We start from the raw sequence: 14850 nt of genomic DNA on the forward strand, positions 1-14850 counted from the left end.
CCCGGGCACGGAAACAGCGCGGGCTCCCGAGGCGGAGCCGGGGACGGCGGAAACCCCGCCGTCGGATGACGGCAGGGTTCCGTGTGTACGTCTGGTGCGGCCTTACGCGGCCGAGGTGCTGCTGGACGAGCTGCTCGTGCTCGACGACGAGGTGCTCGTGCTCGACGACTTCGAGTCCGAGGACGACTTCGAGTCCGAGGACGACGTCGAGGTGGACTTCGAGTCCGACGACGACTTCCCGGCCGACGCCGGGGAGCTGCTCGACGAGGAGCCGCGGCTGTCGTTGCGGTAGAAGCCGGAGCCCTTGAAGACAATGCCGACCGCGGAGAACACCTTCTTCAGGCGGCCATTGCAGCTGGGGCACTCGGTCAGGGCGTCGTCAGTGAACTTCTGCACCGCCTCGAGGCCCTCGCCGCACTCGGTGCACTGGTACTGATAGGTGGGCACTGTCTTCCTCCTGGCACTCTCACTCAATGAGTGCTAACGAGGGTCCATAGTGACGTATTCCCGAGGATCAGTCCACTGCCACCGGGCTGCGGTGACCCACGCCACGTGCGACGGTCCGGCTGCGGGGCCGCGCCGAGAGCCGTGAACGCAGGGCCAGCACGGTCGCCAGCGCGAGCAGCGTGCCCCCCATCGGCACCAGGAACCCGGCACCCTCGCGGAAGCGGTCCTCCAGCTGGCCGGCGACCGTGACGGCCGCGGCCTGCCCGAGCGCGACCGCTCCGGTCAGCCAGGTGAAGGCCTCGGTGCGGGCGCCGGCCGGGACCAGGTCCTCGACCAGGGTGTAGCCGGTGATCAGGGCGGGCGCGATGCACATGCCGACGAGCAGGCCGAGGCCGGCCAGGACGAGCACCGAGTCGGCGGCCCACAGGCCGGAGGCGGTCAGGGCCAGGGCGGCGTAGGCGACGACCAGGCGCCGGCGGGGGGCGGCTTTCCAGGCGATGGCTCCGCAGACCAGGCCGGAGAGCATGTTGCCCGCGGCGAAGGTGCCGTAGAGGACACCGTTCAGGCCCGGCTCGCCGATCGACTCGGAGAACGCGGCCAGCGAGACCTGCATGCCGCCGAAGACGGCACCGATGCCGAGGAAGGCCACGATCAGGACCCGGACGCCGGGGACGTGGAGCGCGGAAGCGTGCTCCACGCGTGCGTGCCCGTCGACGGTGACCGACGGCTGGGTGCTCTTCTGCGCGGCGAACAGCAGGCCGCCGATCAGCGTCAGCGACGCCTCCGTCACCAGGCCCGCGGCCGGGTCGACGGCCGTGCACAGGGCGGTGGCCAGCAGCGGGCCGACGACGAAGGTGAACTCGTCGGTGACGGACTCGAACGCGGCCGCCGTGGGCATCAGCGGCGAGTCCTTGAGCTTCACGCCCCAGCGGGCGCGCACCATGGGGCCGACCTGGGGTGTCGAGGCACCCGTGGGCACGGCGGCGAGGAGCAGTCCCCACAGGGGGGCGTCGGCCAGTGCCAGCGCGGTCAGGGTCAGGCCCGACAGGGCGTGCACCAGGACGCCGGGGATCAGTACCGCGCGCTGCCCGTACCGGTCGGCCAGGCGGCCGCTGTAGGGCGCGAACAGGGCCATGGAGACACCGGTGACCGCGGCGGCGGCGCCGGCCGCCCCGTAGGAGCCGGTGGTGTGCTGCACCAGCAGCACGATGGACACCGTGAGCATCGCGAACGGCTGGCGTGCCGCGAAGCCGGGGAGCAGGAACGTCCAGGCGCCGCGGGTGCGCAGCAGTTGCCCGTAGCCGGGGCGGGAGGTGACCGTGGATGCCACGGCCCGTGCCTTTCTGCCGCCTGGTAGCGCGACCCGTTTCCGGCGGGGGCACCGAGAGCTGTCCTCTTGCGCCGACTGCGGTAGATGCCGGCGCCCACTGAGGGGGCGTCCCGGCCGCCATACGGTCGCGCCAGCACTGCGTCAGGCAGAGTTGGTTCGATCGGAATGCGCCTTCATCGTACAGGGGTCAACGCCTGGTGAGCCTGTGAAAACGAGCACCACAGATGCGTCTGCCTGCGATTGGCGCGGGATGAATCACACGAAACGTGTGTTCAACGGTGCGGATCGGTGTAGTCCGTGCCCAGCCATCCGGCCAGCTTGCCGCCCTGCCCCACCGCGCGAAGCCGTCGCTCGGCCGCGTCCCGGACGGGATCCGTGGCGACGACGAGGAGCTCGTCGCCCCGCCTCAGCACCGTGCTCGGCAGGGGGACGAACGATTTGTCATCCCGTACGACCAGGGTGACCGCGGAGCCCTTCGGCAGGCGCAGCTCGTTGACCTCGACGCCGTGCATCTTCGACCCGTCGGGGATCGCGACGGACAGCAGATGCCCGCGCAGCCGCTCCAGGGGCGCCGACTCGATGCCGAGGTCGGCGGCCTCGGCGGGGTCCTCGCCCAGGTGCAGCTTGCGGGCCAGCCACGGCAGGGTCGGTCCCTGGACGAGGGTGTAGACGACGACCAGGACGAAGACGATGTTGAAGATCCGGCGGCTGGCCTCGACGCCCTCCACCATCGGGATCGTCGCGAGGATGATGGGCACCGCGCCGCGCAGTCCGGCCCAGGACATGAGTGTCTGTTCCTGCCACGACACCCGGAACGGTGTGAGGCACACCACCACGCTCAGAGGGCGCGCCACCATCGTCAGCACCAGCCCGATGACCAGTGCGGGCAGGATGTCGTCGCCCAGCTCGTGCGGCGTGACCAGCAGTCCGAGCAGGACGAACATGCCGATCTGGGCGATCCAGCCGAGCCCGTCGGCGAACCCGCGGGTGGCGGGCCAGTGCGGCAGTTTGGCGTTGCCCATGACCATCGAGGCGAGGTAGACGGCGAGGAAGCCACTGCCGTGCGCCTGTGCTCCCGCCGCGTACGCCGTGACGGCGATGGCCATCACGGCGATCGGGTAGAGGCCGGAGGCGGGCAGGGCCACGTGCCTCAGGCCCCAGGCGCCCAGCCAGCCCACCGCGATGCCGATGGCGGCGCCGATGGCCAGTTCGAGAGCTATCTCACCGAGCAGCACGTACCAGTGCTCCACGGCGCCCGCGGTGGAGAAGGAGACCACCAGGATGACCACGGGGGCGTCGTTGAAGCCGGACTCGGCCTCCAGGGTGCCCGTCACGCGCGCGGGCAGGGGGATCTTCCGCAGGACGGAGAAGACCGCCGCGGCGTCCGTGGAGGACACCACCGCCCCGACGATGAGCGCCTGGCGCCATTCCAGGCCGATCAGATAGTGGGCGGCCGTGGCCGTGACTCCCACGCTCACCGAGACCCCGACCAGTGCCAGCGCGGAGGCGGACGGCAGGGCCGGTTTGATCTCCTTCCACTTCGTGCCGAGGCCACCCTCGGCCAGGATCACGACGAGGGCCGCGTATCCGATGACCTGGGTCAGTTCGGCGTTGTCGAAGTGGATGTCGCCGATGCCGTCCTGGCCCATGGCGACGCCGATCCCCAGGTACACGAGCAGGCTGGGGAGCCCGCTGCGCGAGGAGATCCGGACCGCTGCCACGGCGACGAGCAGGACGAGCGAGCAGACGAGCAGGAGCTGGTTGAGGTGGTGGACAGTCAGCGGCCGTTCCCTTCCCTGGCCCACGGGCATCACGCGCGCGTGGGCTCACGTACATAGGACACGAAGTGGCGGGGCTCCGCACCCAGGTACTTTGTTACCTTACCTAACTCTTGACGATTTCTTGACGCTTGCCAGGGCATGATCGAACGCCCGTCCGCGCTGGTTCCCGACTCCGCGTCAAGTGGCGTCAGGCCCTGCGCCTATGGTTGCTCCAGCGCTCAGTCAAAAGCACAGCCCGCCCTGCCGCTCGCGTTAGGACAGCAAGGACAGCGATGCCCCCCACCACCACCGCCTCATCGGGTCAGAAGCCCGGCAAGTCCGGCAGGAAGAAGGGGCGCAAAGCCCGACTGTTCGTTTTTGTCCTCGTGCTGGCCATCATCGGTGGCGTCGTGTACGGGGCGTACTGGTCCGTCAGTACCGTCCGTGCCTCCTTCCCGCAGACCGAGGGCACCATCAAGCTGGACGGCCTGTCGGGGCCCGTGGACGTCAAGCGTGACAGCTACGGCATCCCGCAGGTCTACGCCTCCTCCGACGAGGACCTGTTCATGGCGCAGGGCTTCGTCCAGGCGCAGGACCGGTTCTACGAGATGGACGTACGCCGTCACATGACCTCCGGGCGTCTGTCGGAGATGTTCGGCAAGGGCCAGGTCGACAAAGACGAGTTCCTGCGCACGCTGGGCTGGGACCGGATCGCCAAGGAGGAGTACGACAAGACGCTGTCGGCCTCCACCAAGAAGTACCTCCAGGCCTACGCCAAGGGGGTCAACGCCTACCTCCAGGGCAAGAGCGGCAAGGAGATCTCCCTGGAGTACGCGGCGCTCGGCTTCAAGAACGACTACAAGCCCCAGGCGTGGACCCCCGTCGACTCGGTGTCGTGGCTGAAGGCCATGGCGTGGGACCTGCGCGGCAACATGAAGGACGAGATCGACCGGGCCCTGATGACCAGCCGCCTCGGTCCCAAGCAGATCGCCGACCTGTACCCCGACTACCCCTACAGCCGCAACCAGACGATCGTGCAGCAGGGGCAGTACGACGAGCTCTCCGGGACCTTCGAGGGAAGCGGCGGCACGTCCACGGGTACAGGCACCGGCACCGGCACGGGTACGGGCACCGGCACCGGCACCGGCACGGGTACAGGCACAGGCACCGGCACGGCGGGCTCCGCGCTGGAGAGCCAGCTGTCGGGCCTCCAGGACGTCCTGGACGACGTCCCCACGGCCGTCGGCGTGAACGGCAACGGCATCGGCTCGAACTCGTGGGTCGTGGCCGGGAAGTACACCATCACCGGCAAGCCGCTGATGGCCAACGACCCGCACCTGTCGGCCTCGCTGCCGTCCGTCTGGTACCAGATGGGCCTGCACTGCCGGACCGTCTCCAGCAAGTGCCAGTACGACGTCACCGGCTACACCTTCGCGGGCATGCCAGGCGTGGTCATCGGCCACAACCAGAACATCTCCTGGGGGATGACCAACTCCGGCGTCGACGTCACCGACCTCTACCTGGAGAAGCTCTCCGGCGACGGCTACCTCTACGACGGCAAGGTGAAGCCCTTCACCAGCCGCGAGGAGACCATCAAGGTCGCCGGAGGGGCCCCCAAGAAGATCGTCGTCCGGGAGACCAACAACGGGCCCCTGCTGTCCGACCGCAACGACGAGCTGGTGAAGGTCGGCAAGAAGGCCACCGTCGACAGCGCCGCCCCCGACCGCGGCGACGGCTACGGCATCGCCCTGAGATGGACCGCTCTGGACCCGGGCACCTCCATGGACGCCGTCTTCGCGATGGGCAAGGCGGCCGACTGGAACGACTTCCGTGCGGCCGCGGCCCTGTTCGACGTGCCCTCGCAGAACCTCGTCTACGCCGACACCCAGAACCACATCGGCTACACGCTGCCCGGCAGGATCCCCACGCGCGCGGACGGCTTCGACGGTTCCATCCCGGCGCCCGGCTGGGACTCCAAGTACCGGTGGACCGGCTACATCAAGCAGGACGAGCTGCCCTACGAGTACGACCCGGCACGCGGCTACATCGTGACCGCGAACCAGGCCGTGATCGACAAGGACAAGTACCCCTACACGCTCACCACGGACTGGGGCTACGGCACCCGCAGCCAGCGGATCACCGACCTGATCGAGTCGAAGATCAAGGGTGGCGGCAAGATCTCCACCGACGACATGCGCCAGATGCAGCTGGACAACAGCAGCGAGATCGCCAAGCTGCTCGTGCCCAAGCTGCTGAAGATCAACCTGGACGACGCGGACGTCCGCGAGGCGCAGGAGCTCCTCGAGGGCTGGGACTACACCCAGGACGCCGACTCGGCGGCGGCCGCCTACTTCAACTCGGTCTGGCGCAACATCCTCAAGCTCGCCTTCGGCAACAAGCTGCCAAAGGAGCTGCGGGTCGAAGGCCAGTGCATCTACGTCGAACCGGTCAACACCACCGCCCCCGTCGACGAGACCGGCAAGGTGCGCGAGTGCGGCCAGCGCGACGCCGACCAGGCGCAGCCCGACGGCGGCGACCGCTGGTTCGAGGTGGTCCGCAACCTCATGAACGACGAGAAGAGCGACTGGTGGACGACGCCCAAGTCGGGCAACCGCCCGGGCGCCTACGAGAACCGCGACAAGCTGTTCGAGCGCGCCATGATCGACGCCCGCTGGGAGCTGACCGCCAAGCTCGGCAAGGACATCGACACCTGGAGCTGGGGCCGGCTGCACCGCCTGTTCCTGAAGAACCAGACGCTGGGCACCGAGGGCCCCGGGTTCCTGCAGTACATGCTCAACCGCGGCCCCTGGAAGCTCGGCGGCGGCGAGGCGGCGGTCAACGCGACCGGCTGGAACGCGGCCGGCGGCTACGACGTCGTCTGGGTGCCGTCCATGCGGATGGTGGTCAACCTCGGCGACCTCGACAAGTCGAAGTGGATCAACCTCAGCGGTGCCTCGGGGCACGCCTACAGCGCCCACTACGTCGACCAGACGGGCAAGTGGGTCAAGGGCGAACTGCTGGACTGGTCCTTCTCGAAGAAGGCGGTCGACGACAGCACGGTCGACTCGCTCGTCCTGGAGCCGTGAGCCGCTGACACCCGGCCCGACGCCACGGCCCTCCACGCACGCGTGGAGGGCCGTGGCGCGTTCAGGAGCCGTGCCGGAAGCGGCGCACACCCGACGGCGTCACGACCGCGTCCACCGGCCGGTCGTGGGCCTCCACGGGAACGCGCTCCACGACCTCGGAGCCGTACAGCAGCACCACCAGCGCCGGGTGCGCGTCCGCGCGCTCCAGGCGGGCCAGGACGCGGTCGTACGATCCGCCGCCGCGTCCCAGCCGCATGCCGCGGGCGTCGACCGCCAGGCCCGGCAGCAGCACGGCGTCGGCGGCGGTCACGGCGTCCGGCCCCAGGCGCTCGCCGGACGGCTCGAAGAGGGCCATCTTTCCGCCGTGTTGGACGCGGGTGAGGGAGCCCTCGCCGGTGTAGGCGCCCCAGTCCAGGTCGTTGTCGGGCAGGAGCGCCGGCAGCAGGACCCGCACGCCCCGCGCGCGCAGCGCGTCCAGCAGCGCGAGCGTGCCGGGTTCACTCCCGACGGAGAGGTAAGCCGCCACCGTGCGCGCGTGCGCCAACTCGGGCAGCGCCAGCGCCCGCCCGGCCAGGGCGACGGCCGATTCCCGCACGTCATCGGCCGTCAACCTGCTCCTCACCGCCAGGATCTCGCGCCGCAACATTCGCTTGTCAGGCTCGGCCGGACGTCCGGTGTGACTCAAAGGATGCTCCCGTACCCCTTCAATACGCTCATATGAGAGCCAAATAACCGGAGCCTCAGATTCCCTGCAAAGGCACCGGATAAGGTTGCGGGCATGACTCAGTCACACCCTCGGATCAGCAAGGCTGTCATTCCCGCAGCAGGCTTGGGCACCCGGTTCCTGCCGGCCACGAAGGCCACCCCCAAGGAGATGCTGCCGGTCGTCGACAAGCCGGCGATCCAGTATGTGGTCGAGGAGGCCGTCTCCGCGGGCCTCGATGACGTCCTCATGATCACGGGACGCAACAAGCGCCCCCTGGAGGACCACTTCGACCGCAACTACGAGCTGGAATCGGCCCTTCAGAAGAAGGGCGACGCGAGCCGGCTCGCGAAGGTGCAGGAGTCCAGCGACCTCGCCACCATGCACTACGTCCGCCAGGGCGACCCCAAGGGCCTCGGCCACGCCGTGCTGTGCGCCGCCCCGCACGTCGGGCACGAGCCCTTCGCGGTCCTGCTCGGCGACGACCTGATCGACCCGCGCGACCCCCTGCTCAAGCGGATGGTCGAAATCCAGGAACAGCGCGGCGGCAGCGTCATCGCGCTCATGGAGGTCGCGCCCGAGCAGATCCACCTCTACGGCTGTGCGGCCGTGGAGCCCACCGAGGACGGCGACACCGTCAGGGTCACCGGCCTGGTGGAGAAGCCGGACCCGGCCGACGCCCCGTCGAACTACGCGGTGATCGGGCGCTACGTCCTGGACCCGCACATCTTCGAGATACTGCGCAAGACCGAGCCCGGCCGCGGCGGCGAGATCCAGCTCACCGACGCCCTCCAGCAGCTCGCCGAGGACGAGAAGGTCGGCGGCCCCGTGCACGGCGTCGTCTTCAAGGGCCGCCGCTATGACACCGGCGACCGGGGCGACTACCTGCGTGCCATTGTCAGACTCGCATGCGAACGTGAAGACCTGGGCCCGGACTTCCGGACCTGGCTTCGCAGTTACGTAGCCGAGGAGATGTAACAACGTTGAGCAGCGCCGCGCCCCACCCCGCCGGCCACGACCAACTCTGGTCGGTGGACGAGCACCTGGAGGACATCCTCGCGACCGTCCGCCCCCTCGAACCCATCGAGCTGCAACTCCTCGACGCCCAGGGCTGTGTCCTGGTCGAGGACGTCACGGTGCCGGTCTCCCTGCCCCCGTTCGACAACAGCTCCATGGACGGGTACGCGGTGCGGGTCGCGGATGTCGCGGGCGCGAGCGAGGAGTTCCCGGCGTCCCTCGAGGTCGTCGGGGACGTCGCGGCGGGCCAGGCCGACCTGCTCCATGTGGGGCCCGGACAGGCCGCCCGCATCATGACCGGAGCCCCGCTGCCGCCCGGCGCCGAGACCGTCGTCCCGGTGGAGTGGACCGACGGCGGCCTCGACGAGGGCCCCGTGACCGGGATGCTCGCCCGCGCCCTGGCACCCGAGGGCGCCCAGGGGCATGTGCAGGTCTACCGCCAGGCCGCGGCACGCGCGCACGTGCGTGCCCAGGGCAGCGACGTGAAGGCGGGGGACCGTGCCCTGGAGTCGGGCACCGTCCTCGGCCCGCCGCAGATCGCGCTGCTCGCCGCGATCGGCCGCGGCACGGTCCGGGTGCGCCCCCGCCCCCGGGTGGTCGTCATGTCCACCGGCAGTGAACTCGTCCCGCCCGGCGAGGACCTCGGCAGCGGCCAGATCTACGACTCCAACAGCTTCGCCCTCACCGCGGCCGCCCGTGACGCCGGCGCCATCGCCTACCGGGTGGGCGCGGTCGCCGACGACGCCGAGACCCTCCGGTCCACCATCGAGGACCAGCTGGTGCGCGCCGACCTCATGGTCACGACGGGCGGGGTGAGCGTCGGGGCGTACGACGTAGTCAAGGAGGCGCTGTCCCAGGTCGGCGACGACGAGGACGAGGCCGGCGGCGGTGTGGAGTTCCGCAAGCTCGCCATGCAGCCCGGCAAGCCCCAGGGCTTCGGCTCCATCGGCCCCGACCACACGCCCCTGCTCGCCCTCCCCGGCAACCCGGTGTCGTCGTACGTCTCCTTCGAGCTGTTCGTCCGTCCGGCGATCCGTGCCCTGATGGGCCTGGAGGAGGTCCACCGCCCGCGGACCCGCGCCACCCTCACCGCAGACAAGGCGCTGACCTCGCCGAAGGGCCGCCGGCAGTTCCTGCGCGGGGCGTACGCCGACGGCGCTGTCACCCCGGTCGGCGGCGCCGGATCCCACCTGGTCGCGGCCCTCGCGCACGCGGACGCGCTGATCGTCGTCCCCGAGGACGTGGAGTCGGTGGAGCCCGGCACCGAGGTCGAGGTCGTCCTGCTCGGCTGAGTGCTCCAGGATGGCGGTACCGTGTCGCGCACAACAGGCCCGGACCGGGAGCACCCCAGAGCATGAGTACGCAGGACCGACTGACCCACATCGACGAGGCGGGCGCCGCCCGCATGGTCGACGTATCCGGGAAGGACGTGACCGCGCGCACCGCCCGCGCCAGCGGCCGCGTCCTGGTCTCACCCCGTGTGATCGAGCTGCTGCGTGGTGAGGGCGTCCCCAAGGGCGACGCCCTGGCCACCGCGCGGATCGCGGGCATCATGGGCGCCAAGCGCACCCCCGACCTCATCCCGCTGTGTCACCCCTTGTCGGTGTCCGGTGTGAAACTGGATCTGCGGGTCGCGGACGACGCCGTGGAGATCCTGGCCACGGTGAAGACCACGGACCGTACGGGCGTCGAGATGGAGGCACTCACCGCGGTGTCGGTCGCCGCGCTCACCGTGGTCGACATGGTCAAGGCGGTCGACAAGGGAGCGGTCATCACGGACGTCCGGGTCGAGGAGAAGACGGGCGGCAAGTCGGGCGACTGGAGTCGGGCATGACATATCGCGCACTGGTGGTCACCGCCTCCAACCGTGCCGCCGCCGGGGTCTACGAGGACAAGGGCGGCCCGCTGATCGCCGAGGGCCTGCGGCGCTTCGGCTTCACCGTCGAGGGCCCCCAGGTCGTGCCCGACGGCGACCCCGTCGAGGCCGCGCTGCGCGCGGGCGTCGACGCCGGGTACGACGTGATCGTCACCACCGGAGGCACCGGCATCTCGCCGACCGACCGCACCCCCGAGGTCACCCGCACGGTGATCGACCACGAGGTGCCGGGCATCGCCGAGGCCATCAGGGCCTTCGGCCGGGAGAAGGTGCCGACGGCGGCGCTCTCCCGGGGCCTGGCCGGTGTGGCGGGCGGGACCCTGATCGTCAATCTGCCGGGTTCCACGGGCGGGGTGAAGGACGGGCTGGCCGTCCTGGAACCCCTGTTGGCGCACGCCGTCGACCAGATCCGCGGCGGCGACCACCCCAGACCCGCCGCCAGTACCGGGGGTGCGAGCTGAACAGCCCATCCTGGCCTGTCGTGCTGTCGGACGGCGACATCGTCCTCCGGCCGATAAAGATGCGCGACCAGCGGCCCTGGCGCGAGGTCAACCGGCGCAACCGGGACTGGCTGCGGCCCTGGGAGGCGACGATCCCGCCGCCCACGCCCAGCGGGCCGATCGCGCACCGGCCGACCTACCGCCAGATGGTCCGGCACCTGCGGGCCGAGGCGAACGCGGGGCGGATGCTCCCGTTCGTCATCGAGTACCAGGGGCGGCTGGTCGGACAGCTGACGGTGGCCGGGATCACCTGGGGCTCGATGTGCTCGGGGCACGTGGGGTACTGGGTGGACGAGTCGGTCGCGGGCCGCGGAGTGATGCCGACCGCCGTGGCGCTCGTCGTGGACCACTGTTTCCGGGCCGTGGGGCTGCACCGCATCGAGGTCTGCATTCGTCCCGAGAACGGGCCCAGCCGCCGGGTCGTGGAGAAACTCGGATTCCGCGACGAGGGCCTCAGACCGCGATATCTCCACATCGACGGCGCCTGGCGGGACCATCTCGTCTTCGCGCTCACCGCTGAGGAGGTGCCCGACGGTCTGCTCAGGCGCTGGCAGCGGGCACGGTCCCGCAGTACACCGCACGACAACCCCGCATAACGCGGAAATGGAATATGTGTTCGAAAATGATCGGCAGATGACCGTCTGAGGGCATTGAATTCGCTACCTCGGCGGCCTGTTGATCGCATCGGTCACAAAAAAAGCTCGAAATATCAGCCAGATCGTGCGACACACCGGCGCAATTGGCAGATGGCCTCACGCAAACCCCTCTACCGTGTGAGGCGTGAGCAGCAGCGGCCTCATCTACGCAGTCATTGTCGGGGCCTGGGCCGCCTACTTGGTGCCGATGTGGCTCCGTAGGCAGGACGAGCTGAACGAGGCCCGTCCGACGGAACGCTTCAGCACAGCCATCCGGTTGCTGTCAGGCCGGGCGGGGATGGAGCGCCGATACGCCAAGGACCTGCGGGCGCGCTCCACCGAGGAGGGGGAGCCCAGCGCCGTCGATCCGGACGCGGTCACCGATTCGGTGGACGTCCGGGCCTTCGCCATGCCCCCGACCCGTCCGCAGACCCAGGCATCCGCGCGGCCGGAACAGGCCCGCGAGCAGGTGCGTGAGCCGGCCCGTGACGCCGGACGCGATCCGGCGCGAGAGGGAGTACGTGAACCGGCGCGCGAGCCGGGGCGCGAAGAGGCGGCCGCGGCGCGCGCATCCGGTGGCGCGCCCGCGCGCAAGCGGGTACCGGCTCCCCGGCGCACGCCCTCGGAGGAGGCGGCCGCAGCGCGCGCCCGGCGTGTCAAGGTGCTCGCGCGCCGACGGCGTACCACGGTCATGCTCTTCGTCGCCTTCTCGCTCGGCGCGATCGTCGCCGCGGTCGGCGGGCTCGCCTTCCTCTGGGCACCCGGCGTGCCCGCCGTGCTGCTCAGCGGGTACATCGCGTACCTGCGCTCCCAGGAGCGCCGGCGCTTCGCCTACCAGATGGACCGGCGTCGCGCCGAAGCCGCCGCGCAGCGACTGCGCGAGCGGGCACGCCAGCCGCGCCGGCGCGCCTCCGCCGACGCGGCCGCCGAAGCAGAGGAGCCGGACGAAGGACCCGAGTCGGAGCTGGACCCCGGGCTGTCCGCGCTCGCCGCGGACCGGCGGGCGCTCGTCGAGCAGACCGACCACGCGGAGTGGGTGGACCAGCAGCGCGAGCGGCAGCAGCGGCCCGGCCACGGCGACAGCTGGGACCCGGTACCGGTGCCGCTGCCGACGTACGTGACCGCCCCGGTCGCTCCGCGGGCCACCTCCGACGTGGACCTCGGCGCTCCGGACGCGTGGAGCTCGGCGCGCTCCAGTGCCGTCACGCCCGAGCAGGAGGACCGGCCCGACGCGAGGGACGCCGAAGCGGAGGAGCAGGCCGCCGACGCGGAGGACAAGCCCGCGACGGGCGGTCGCCGGGGTGGCCGTCGAGCCGCCTCCGCCCGCCGCTCCCGCGAGCGCGGCCGCACCCCCCTGTTCGACCAGTACGAGGACGGCGACCGGCCGCGAGCCGCCAACGAGTGAGCCCCACAAGGCCCTTGCTGACCAGCCGGGAACGGATTTCCAAGCACCCTGACGGGGATGCTAGAGTTTCACTCGTTGCAAGGGCCTGTGGCGCAGTCCGGTAGCGCACCTCGTTCGCATCGAGGGGGCCAGGGGTTCGAATCCCCTCAGGTCCACGCAGGGCCGTTCGCGGGTTAGCCCGGGAACGGTTCGCGAGATCCCGATCAGACGGTCACCGTCGGGTCGGGATCTCGCCGTTTCAGGCGTAGTTAGTACGCAAGTCTGCCCACTTGCTCGCTGGGGCGACGCCCTTCGGGCGGCGGGTCGGGATCGGCGGTGGAGATGCGGGCATGCCGCGGGGACCGCGGGCGTGGGGCCGTGTGCCTGCGGTCTCGTGGCTCGTCGATCTTCAGATGTGGTCCGGCCAGCCGGTCACGGGCTGCGGCTTATGGCACCGCCAGTGGGCTCGGACGCTCCCGGACCCGCCGGGTAGGGGATGAGGACTTCGTCGGCCTCCAGGTCGAGGACCGTGCGGGCGCAGTCCTTGCTGGCCCTGCGGAAGCGTTCCAACTCGATGATGTTCTCGACCATCACCGTGATCGCCGCCAGGAGGCTCTGGGCGACCCTCCCGCGGGGCTGCCGCTTCTCACGGGCGTGCAGGGCCGCGTCGACCGATTTGAGGCGTCCGTTCCCTCCTTCGATGTGGGATCGCAGCGTCTGGTAGGCCAGGGCCCAGGACGTGCTCTGCCAGGGCAGGTCCTGCCTCATGCGCGGCATCACGTGCACCTGCACCGTGACGGAGGACTGGTCGCAACACTTGGGTCGTTCCCCGAAGGGCACTTTCGGGACCGTGACCTTCGGCCGACCCGCGGGGTGGGCCAGGCGACTGCGGGGATCCTCGAGGTCGATGACGGCCGGCGCCTGTGTGCTCTTGCGCGAGCTGCGCTGTTCCCGCTCCGCGGCCCAGGCGCAGTTGAGCTTCGCCGCAGGGCAGGAGTAGCGCTCGTTGCCCCGATCGTCCGCTGTGGCCTTGCGGACGAGCGCGTAGGACTCGACCTCTCGGAGCTGCTCCCGCAGCGGGATGCGCTCCCGCTCGTTCTTGGCGTCCCGGATGCGTTGGTAGAGGTCGAGCAGGGGACGGGGCGTCCGGGGGCAGAAGAGGCGCCCCGCTTTGGCGATGGCGCCCTGGTGGTGACCCTCGAAGCCGACCTGGTCCTTGGTGAGGTCGAGCACGGGCATGAAGCCGAGGGCGCGCAGGGGCTGGTGGAAGTCCTGGGGGTAGAGCTTGGTGTAGGCACGGTCGGCTGCGGCGAAGCCGCGCACGTGGGTCAAGCGGGAGAGGATCATGCTGACGTAGTGGGCATGACGTCCCATGTCCTTCTGCGGCGTGTGCAGGACCATGCCGAGGGTCAGCTGCGGGTAGCGCCCGGCCCGTCCGGGATCCGCGTGGGCGGCGATGGCCAGTGTGGCGCTGTAACCGAACTCCCTGTCCCCACCCCCCTTGTAGTGCCAGTTGGCGCTCGCCTCGAGGGAGGAACGCTTGCGCGTGTGGGGGCGGGCCCAACTCGGCACGGCCGTCGTGTCGATGGCGATGTCACCGTGCCAGTGGCGCATCAGTCCCTTGGTGAAGGCGATGCGGACCGGTGTGGTGACCAGCCGGTTGGCGAGTTCTTCGAGACGGCGCAGTGCGGGCTCGCTCGCGGGGCCGTTCCAGGCGTCGGCGACCCTGCGGCCCTCGGCCCGGGACAGACGGCTGCGCCGCTCGTGCGGGACCGGGTCGAAGATCCTCACCAGGCGGCTCCACGCCCGGTGGAAGCGGTTGTACAGGGCGTTGACCGCGTCCTGGTCCTCGATGTCACAGGCGGGCACGCCCAGTTCGGTGCGCAGACGGTCGCTGATGCCGAAGGTGATGGTTTCGAAGGCGTCGTCGAGGTTGGTGCTCGCCTTCTCGTAGCAGGCACAGACGAGCCCCAGCAGCACCAGGCCCACGGGGTACCCCCGAGGTCCGGGGAGGGCTGCGAAACGCTCTTCCACCTCCTCCACGATGCCACTGCGCCGCAGGACGAGGTGCAGCTTCCTCACGCGTCCGTCGTCCAATTTGGACGGTTCCGG

12 protein-coding genes and 1 tRNA gene are annotated in these 14850 nt (G+C 70.3%); 8 read left to right on the forward strand and 5 right to left on the reverse strand.

The genetic code is table 11. The features are described 5' to 3' along the window. Positions 1-102 precede the first annotated feature (102 nt). The 3 genes from AQJ84_RS41080 to AQJ84_RS20190 form a co-directional block, all read right to left on the reverse strand. Complete coding sequence (locus AQJ84_RS41080; RefSeq protein ID WP_078631699.1) at positions 103-447, reverse strand: FmdB family zinc ribbon protein; 345 nt, start codon at positions 445-447, stop codon at positions 103-105. Positions 448-514: 67 nt separating this feature from the next. Beyond that, on the reverse strand, positions 515-1777 hold the full coding sequence (locus AQJ84_RS20185) for an MFS transporter (RefSeq protein WP_030039077.1): 1263 nt from the start codon (positions 1775-1777) through the stop codon (positions 515-517). 272 nt (positions 1778-2049) lie between these two features. Then, entirely contained in the window at positions 2050-3588 is a 1539-nt protein-coding gene (locus AQJ84_RS20190; protein ID WP_030039078.1) for a potassium/proton antiporter, read from the reverse strand. Between the two features lie 242 nt (positions 3589-3830). On the opposite strand from AQJ84_RS20190, the gene AQJ84_RS20195 reads away from it, so the two are divergent. Further along, the gene (locus tag AQJ84_RS20195; protein WP_030039079.1) at positions 3831-6623 is read left to right on the forward strand and encodes a penicillin acylase family protein; all 2793 of its coding nucleotides are present in this window, start codon (positions 3831-3833) and stop codon (positions 6621-6623) included. A 61-nt stretch (positions 6624-6684) separates the two neighbouring features. On the opposite strand, the gene AQJ84_RS20200 is transcribed toward AQJ84_RS20195, so the two are convergent. Further along, the gene (locus AQJ84_RS20200) at positions 6685-7269 is read right to left on the reverse strand and encodes a 5-formyltetrahydrofolate cyclo-ligase (RefSeq protein WP_078631701.1); all 585 of its coding nucleotides are present in this window, start codon (positions 7267-7269) and stop codon (positions 6685-6687) included. Positions 7270-7401: 132 nt separating this feature from the next. Here AQJ84_RS20200 and galU point away from each other — a divergent pair, with 132 nt between their 5' ends. The 7 genes from galU to AQJ84_RS20235 all read left to right on the forward strand — a co-directional run bounded on the left by galU (position 7402) and on the right by AQJ84_RS20235 (position 12914). Then, on the forward strand, positions 7402-8304 hold the full coding sequence (gene galU / locus AQJ84_RS20205) for a UTP--glucose-1-phosphate uridylyltransferase GalU (protein WP_030039081.1): 903 nt from the start codon (positions 7402-7404) through the stop codon (positions 8302-8304). A gap of 5 nt (positions 8305-8309) precedes the next feature. Further along, positions 8310-9635 (forward strand): molybdotransferase-like divisome protein Glp, encoded by a 1326-nt coding sequence (glp, locus tag AQJ84_RS20210; protein WP_030039082.1) that lies wholly within the window; start codon positions 8310-8312, stop codon positions 9633-9635. 62 nt (positions 9636-9697) lie between these two features. Beyond that, entirely contained in the window at positions 9698-10177 is a 480-nt protein-coding gene (gene moaC, locus AQJ84_RS20215) for a cyclic pyranopterin monophosphate synthase MoaC (RefSeq protein ID WP_030039083.1), read from the forward strand. Further along, complete coding sequence (locus tag AQJ84_RS20220) at positions 10174-10680, forward strand: MogA/MoaB family molybdenum cofactor biosynthesis protein (RefSeq protein WP_030039084.1); 507 nt, start codon at positions 10174-10176, stop codon at positions 10678-10680. The genes moaC and AQJ84_RS20220 overlap by 4 nt, the downstream gene beginning before the upstream one ends. Before the next feature lie 20 nt (positions 10681-10700). Beyond that, on the forward strand, positions 10701-11315 hold the full coding sequence (locus AQJ84_RS20225; protein WP_030039085.1) for a GNAT family N-acetyltransferase: 615 nt from the start codon (positions 10701-10703) through the stop codon (positions 11313-11315). A gap of 184 nt (positions 11316-11499) precedes the next feature. After that, positions 11500-12759: a divisome protein SepX/GlpR gene (gene sepX / locus AQJ84_RS20230; RefSeq protein WP_053191963.1), complete on the forward strand. Its 1260-nt coding sequence runs from the start codon at positions 11500-11502 to the stop codon at positions 12757-12759. Between the two features lie 81 nt (positions 12760-12840). Beyond that, positions 12841-12914 (forward strand) — tRNA-Ala (locus AQJ84_RS20235). A gap of 256 nt (positions 12915-13170) precedes the next feature. On the opposite strand, the gene AQJ84_RS20240 is transcribed toward AQJ84_RS20235, so the two are convergent. Next, positions 13171-14820, reverse strand: coding sequence for a hypothetical protein (locus tag AQJ84_RS20240; protein WP_128092218.1), 1650 nt, complete (start codon positions 14818-14820; stop codon positions 13171-13173). Positions 14821-14850 lie beyond the last annotated feature (30 nt).

The sequence above is a fragment of the Streptomyces resistomycificus genome (assembly GCF_001514265.1).
Lineage (GTDB): Bacteria > Actinomycetota > Actinomycetes > Streptomycetales > Streptomycetaceae > Streptomyces > Streptomyces resistomycificus.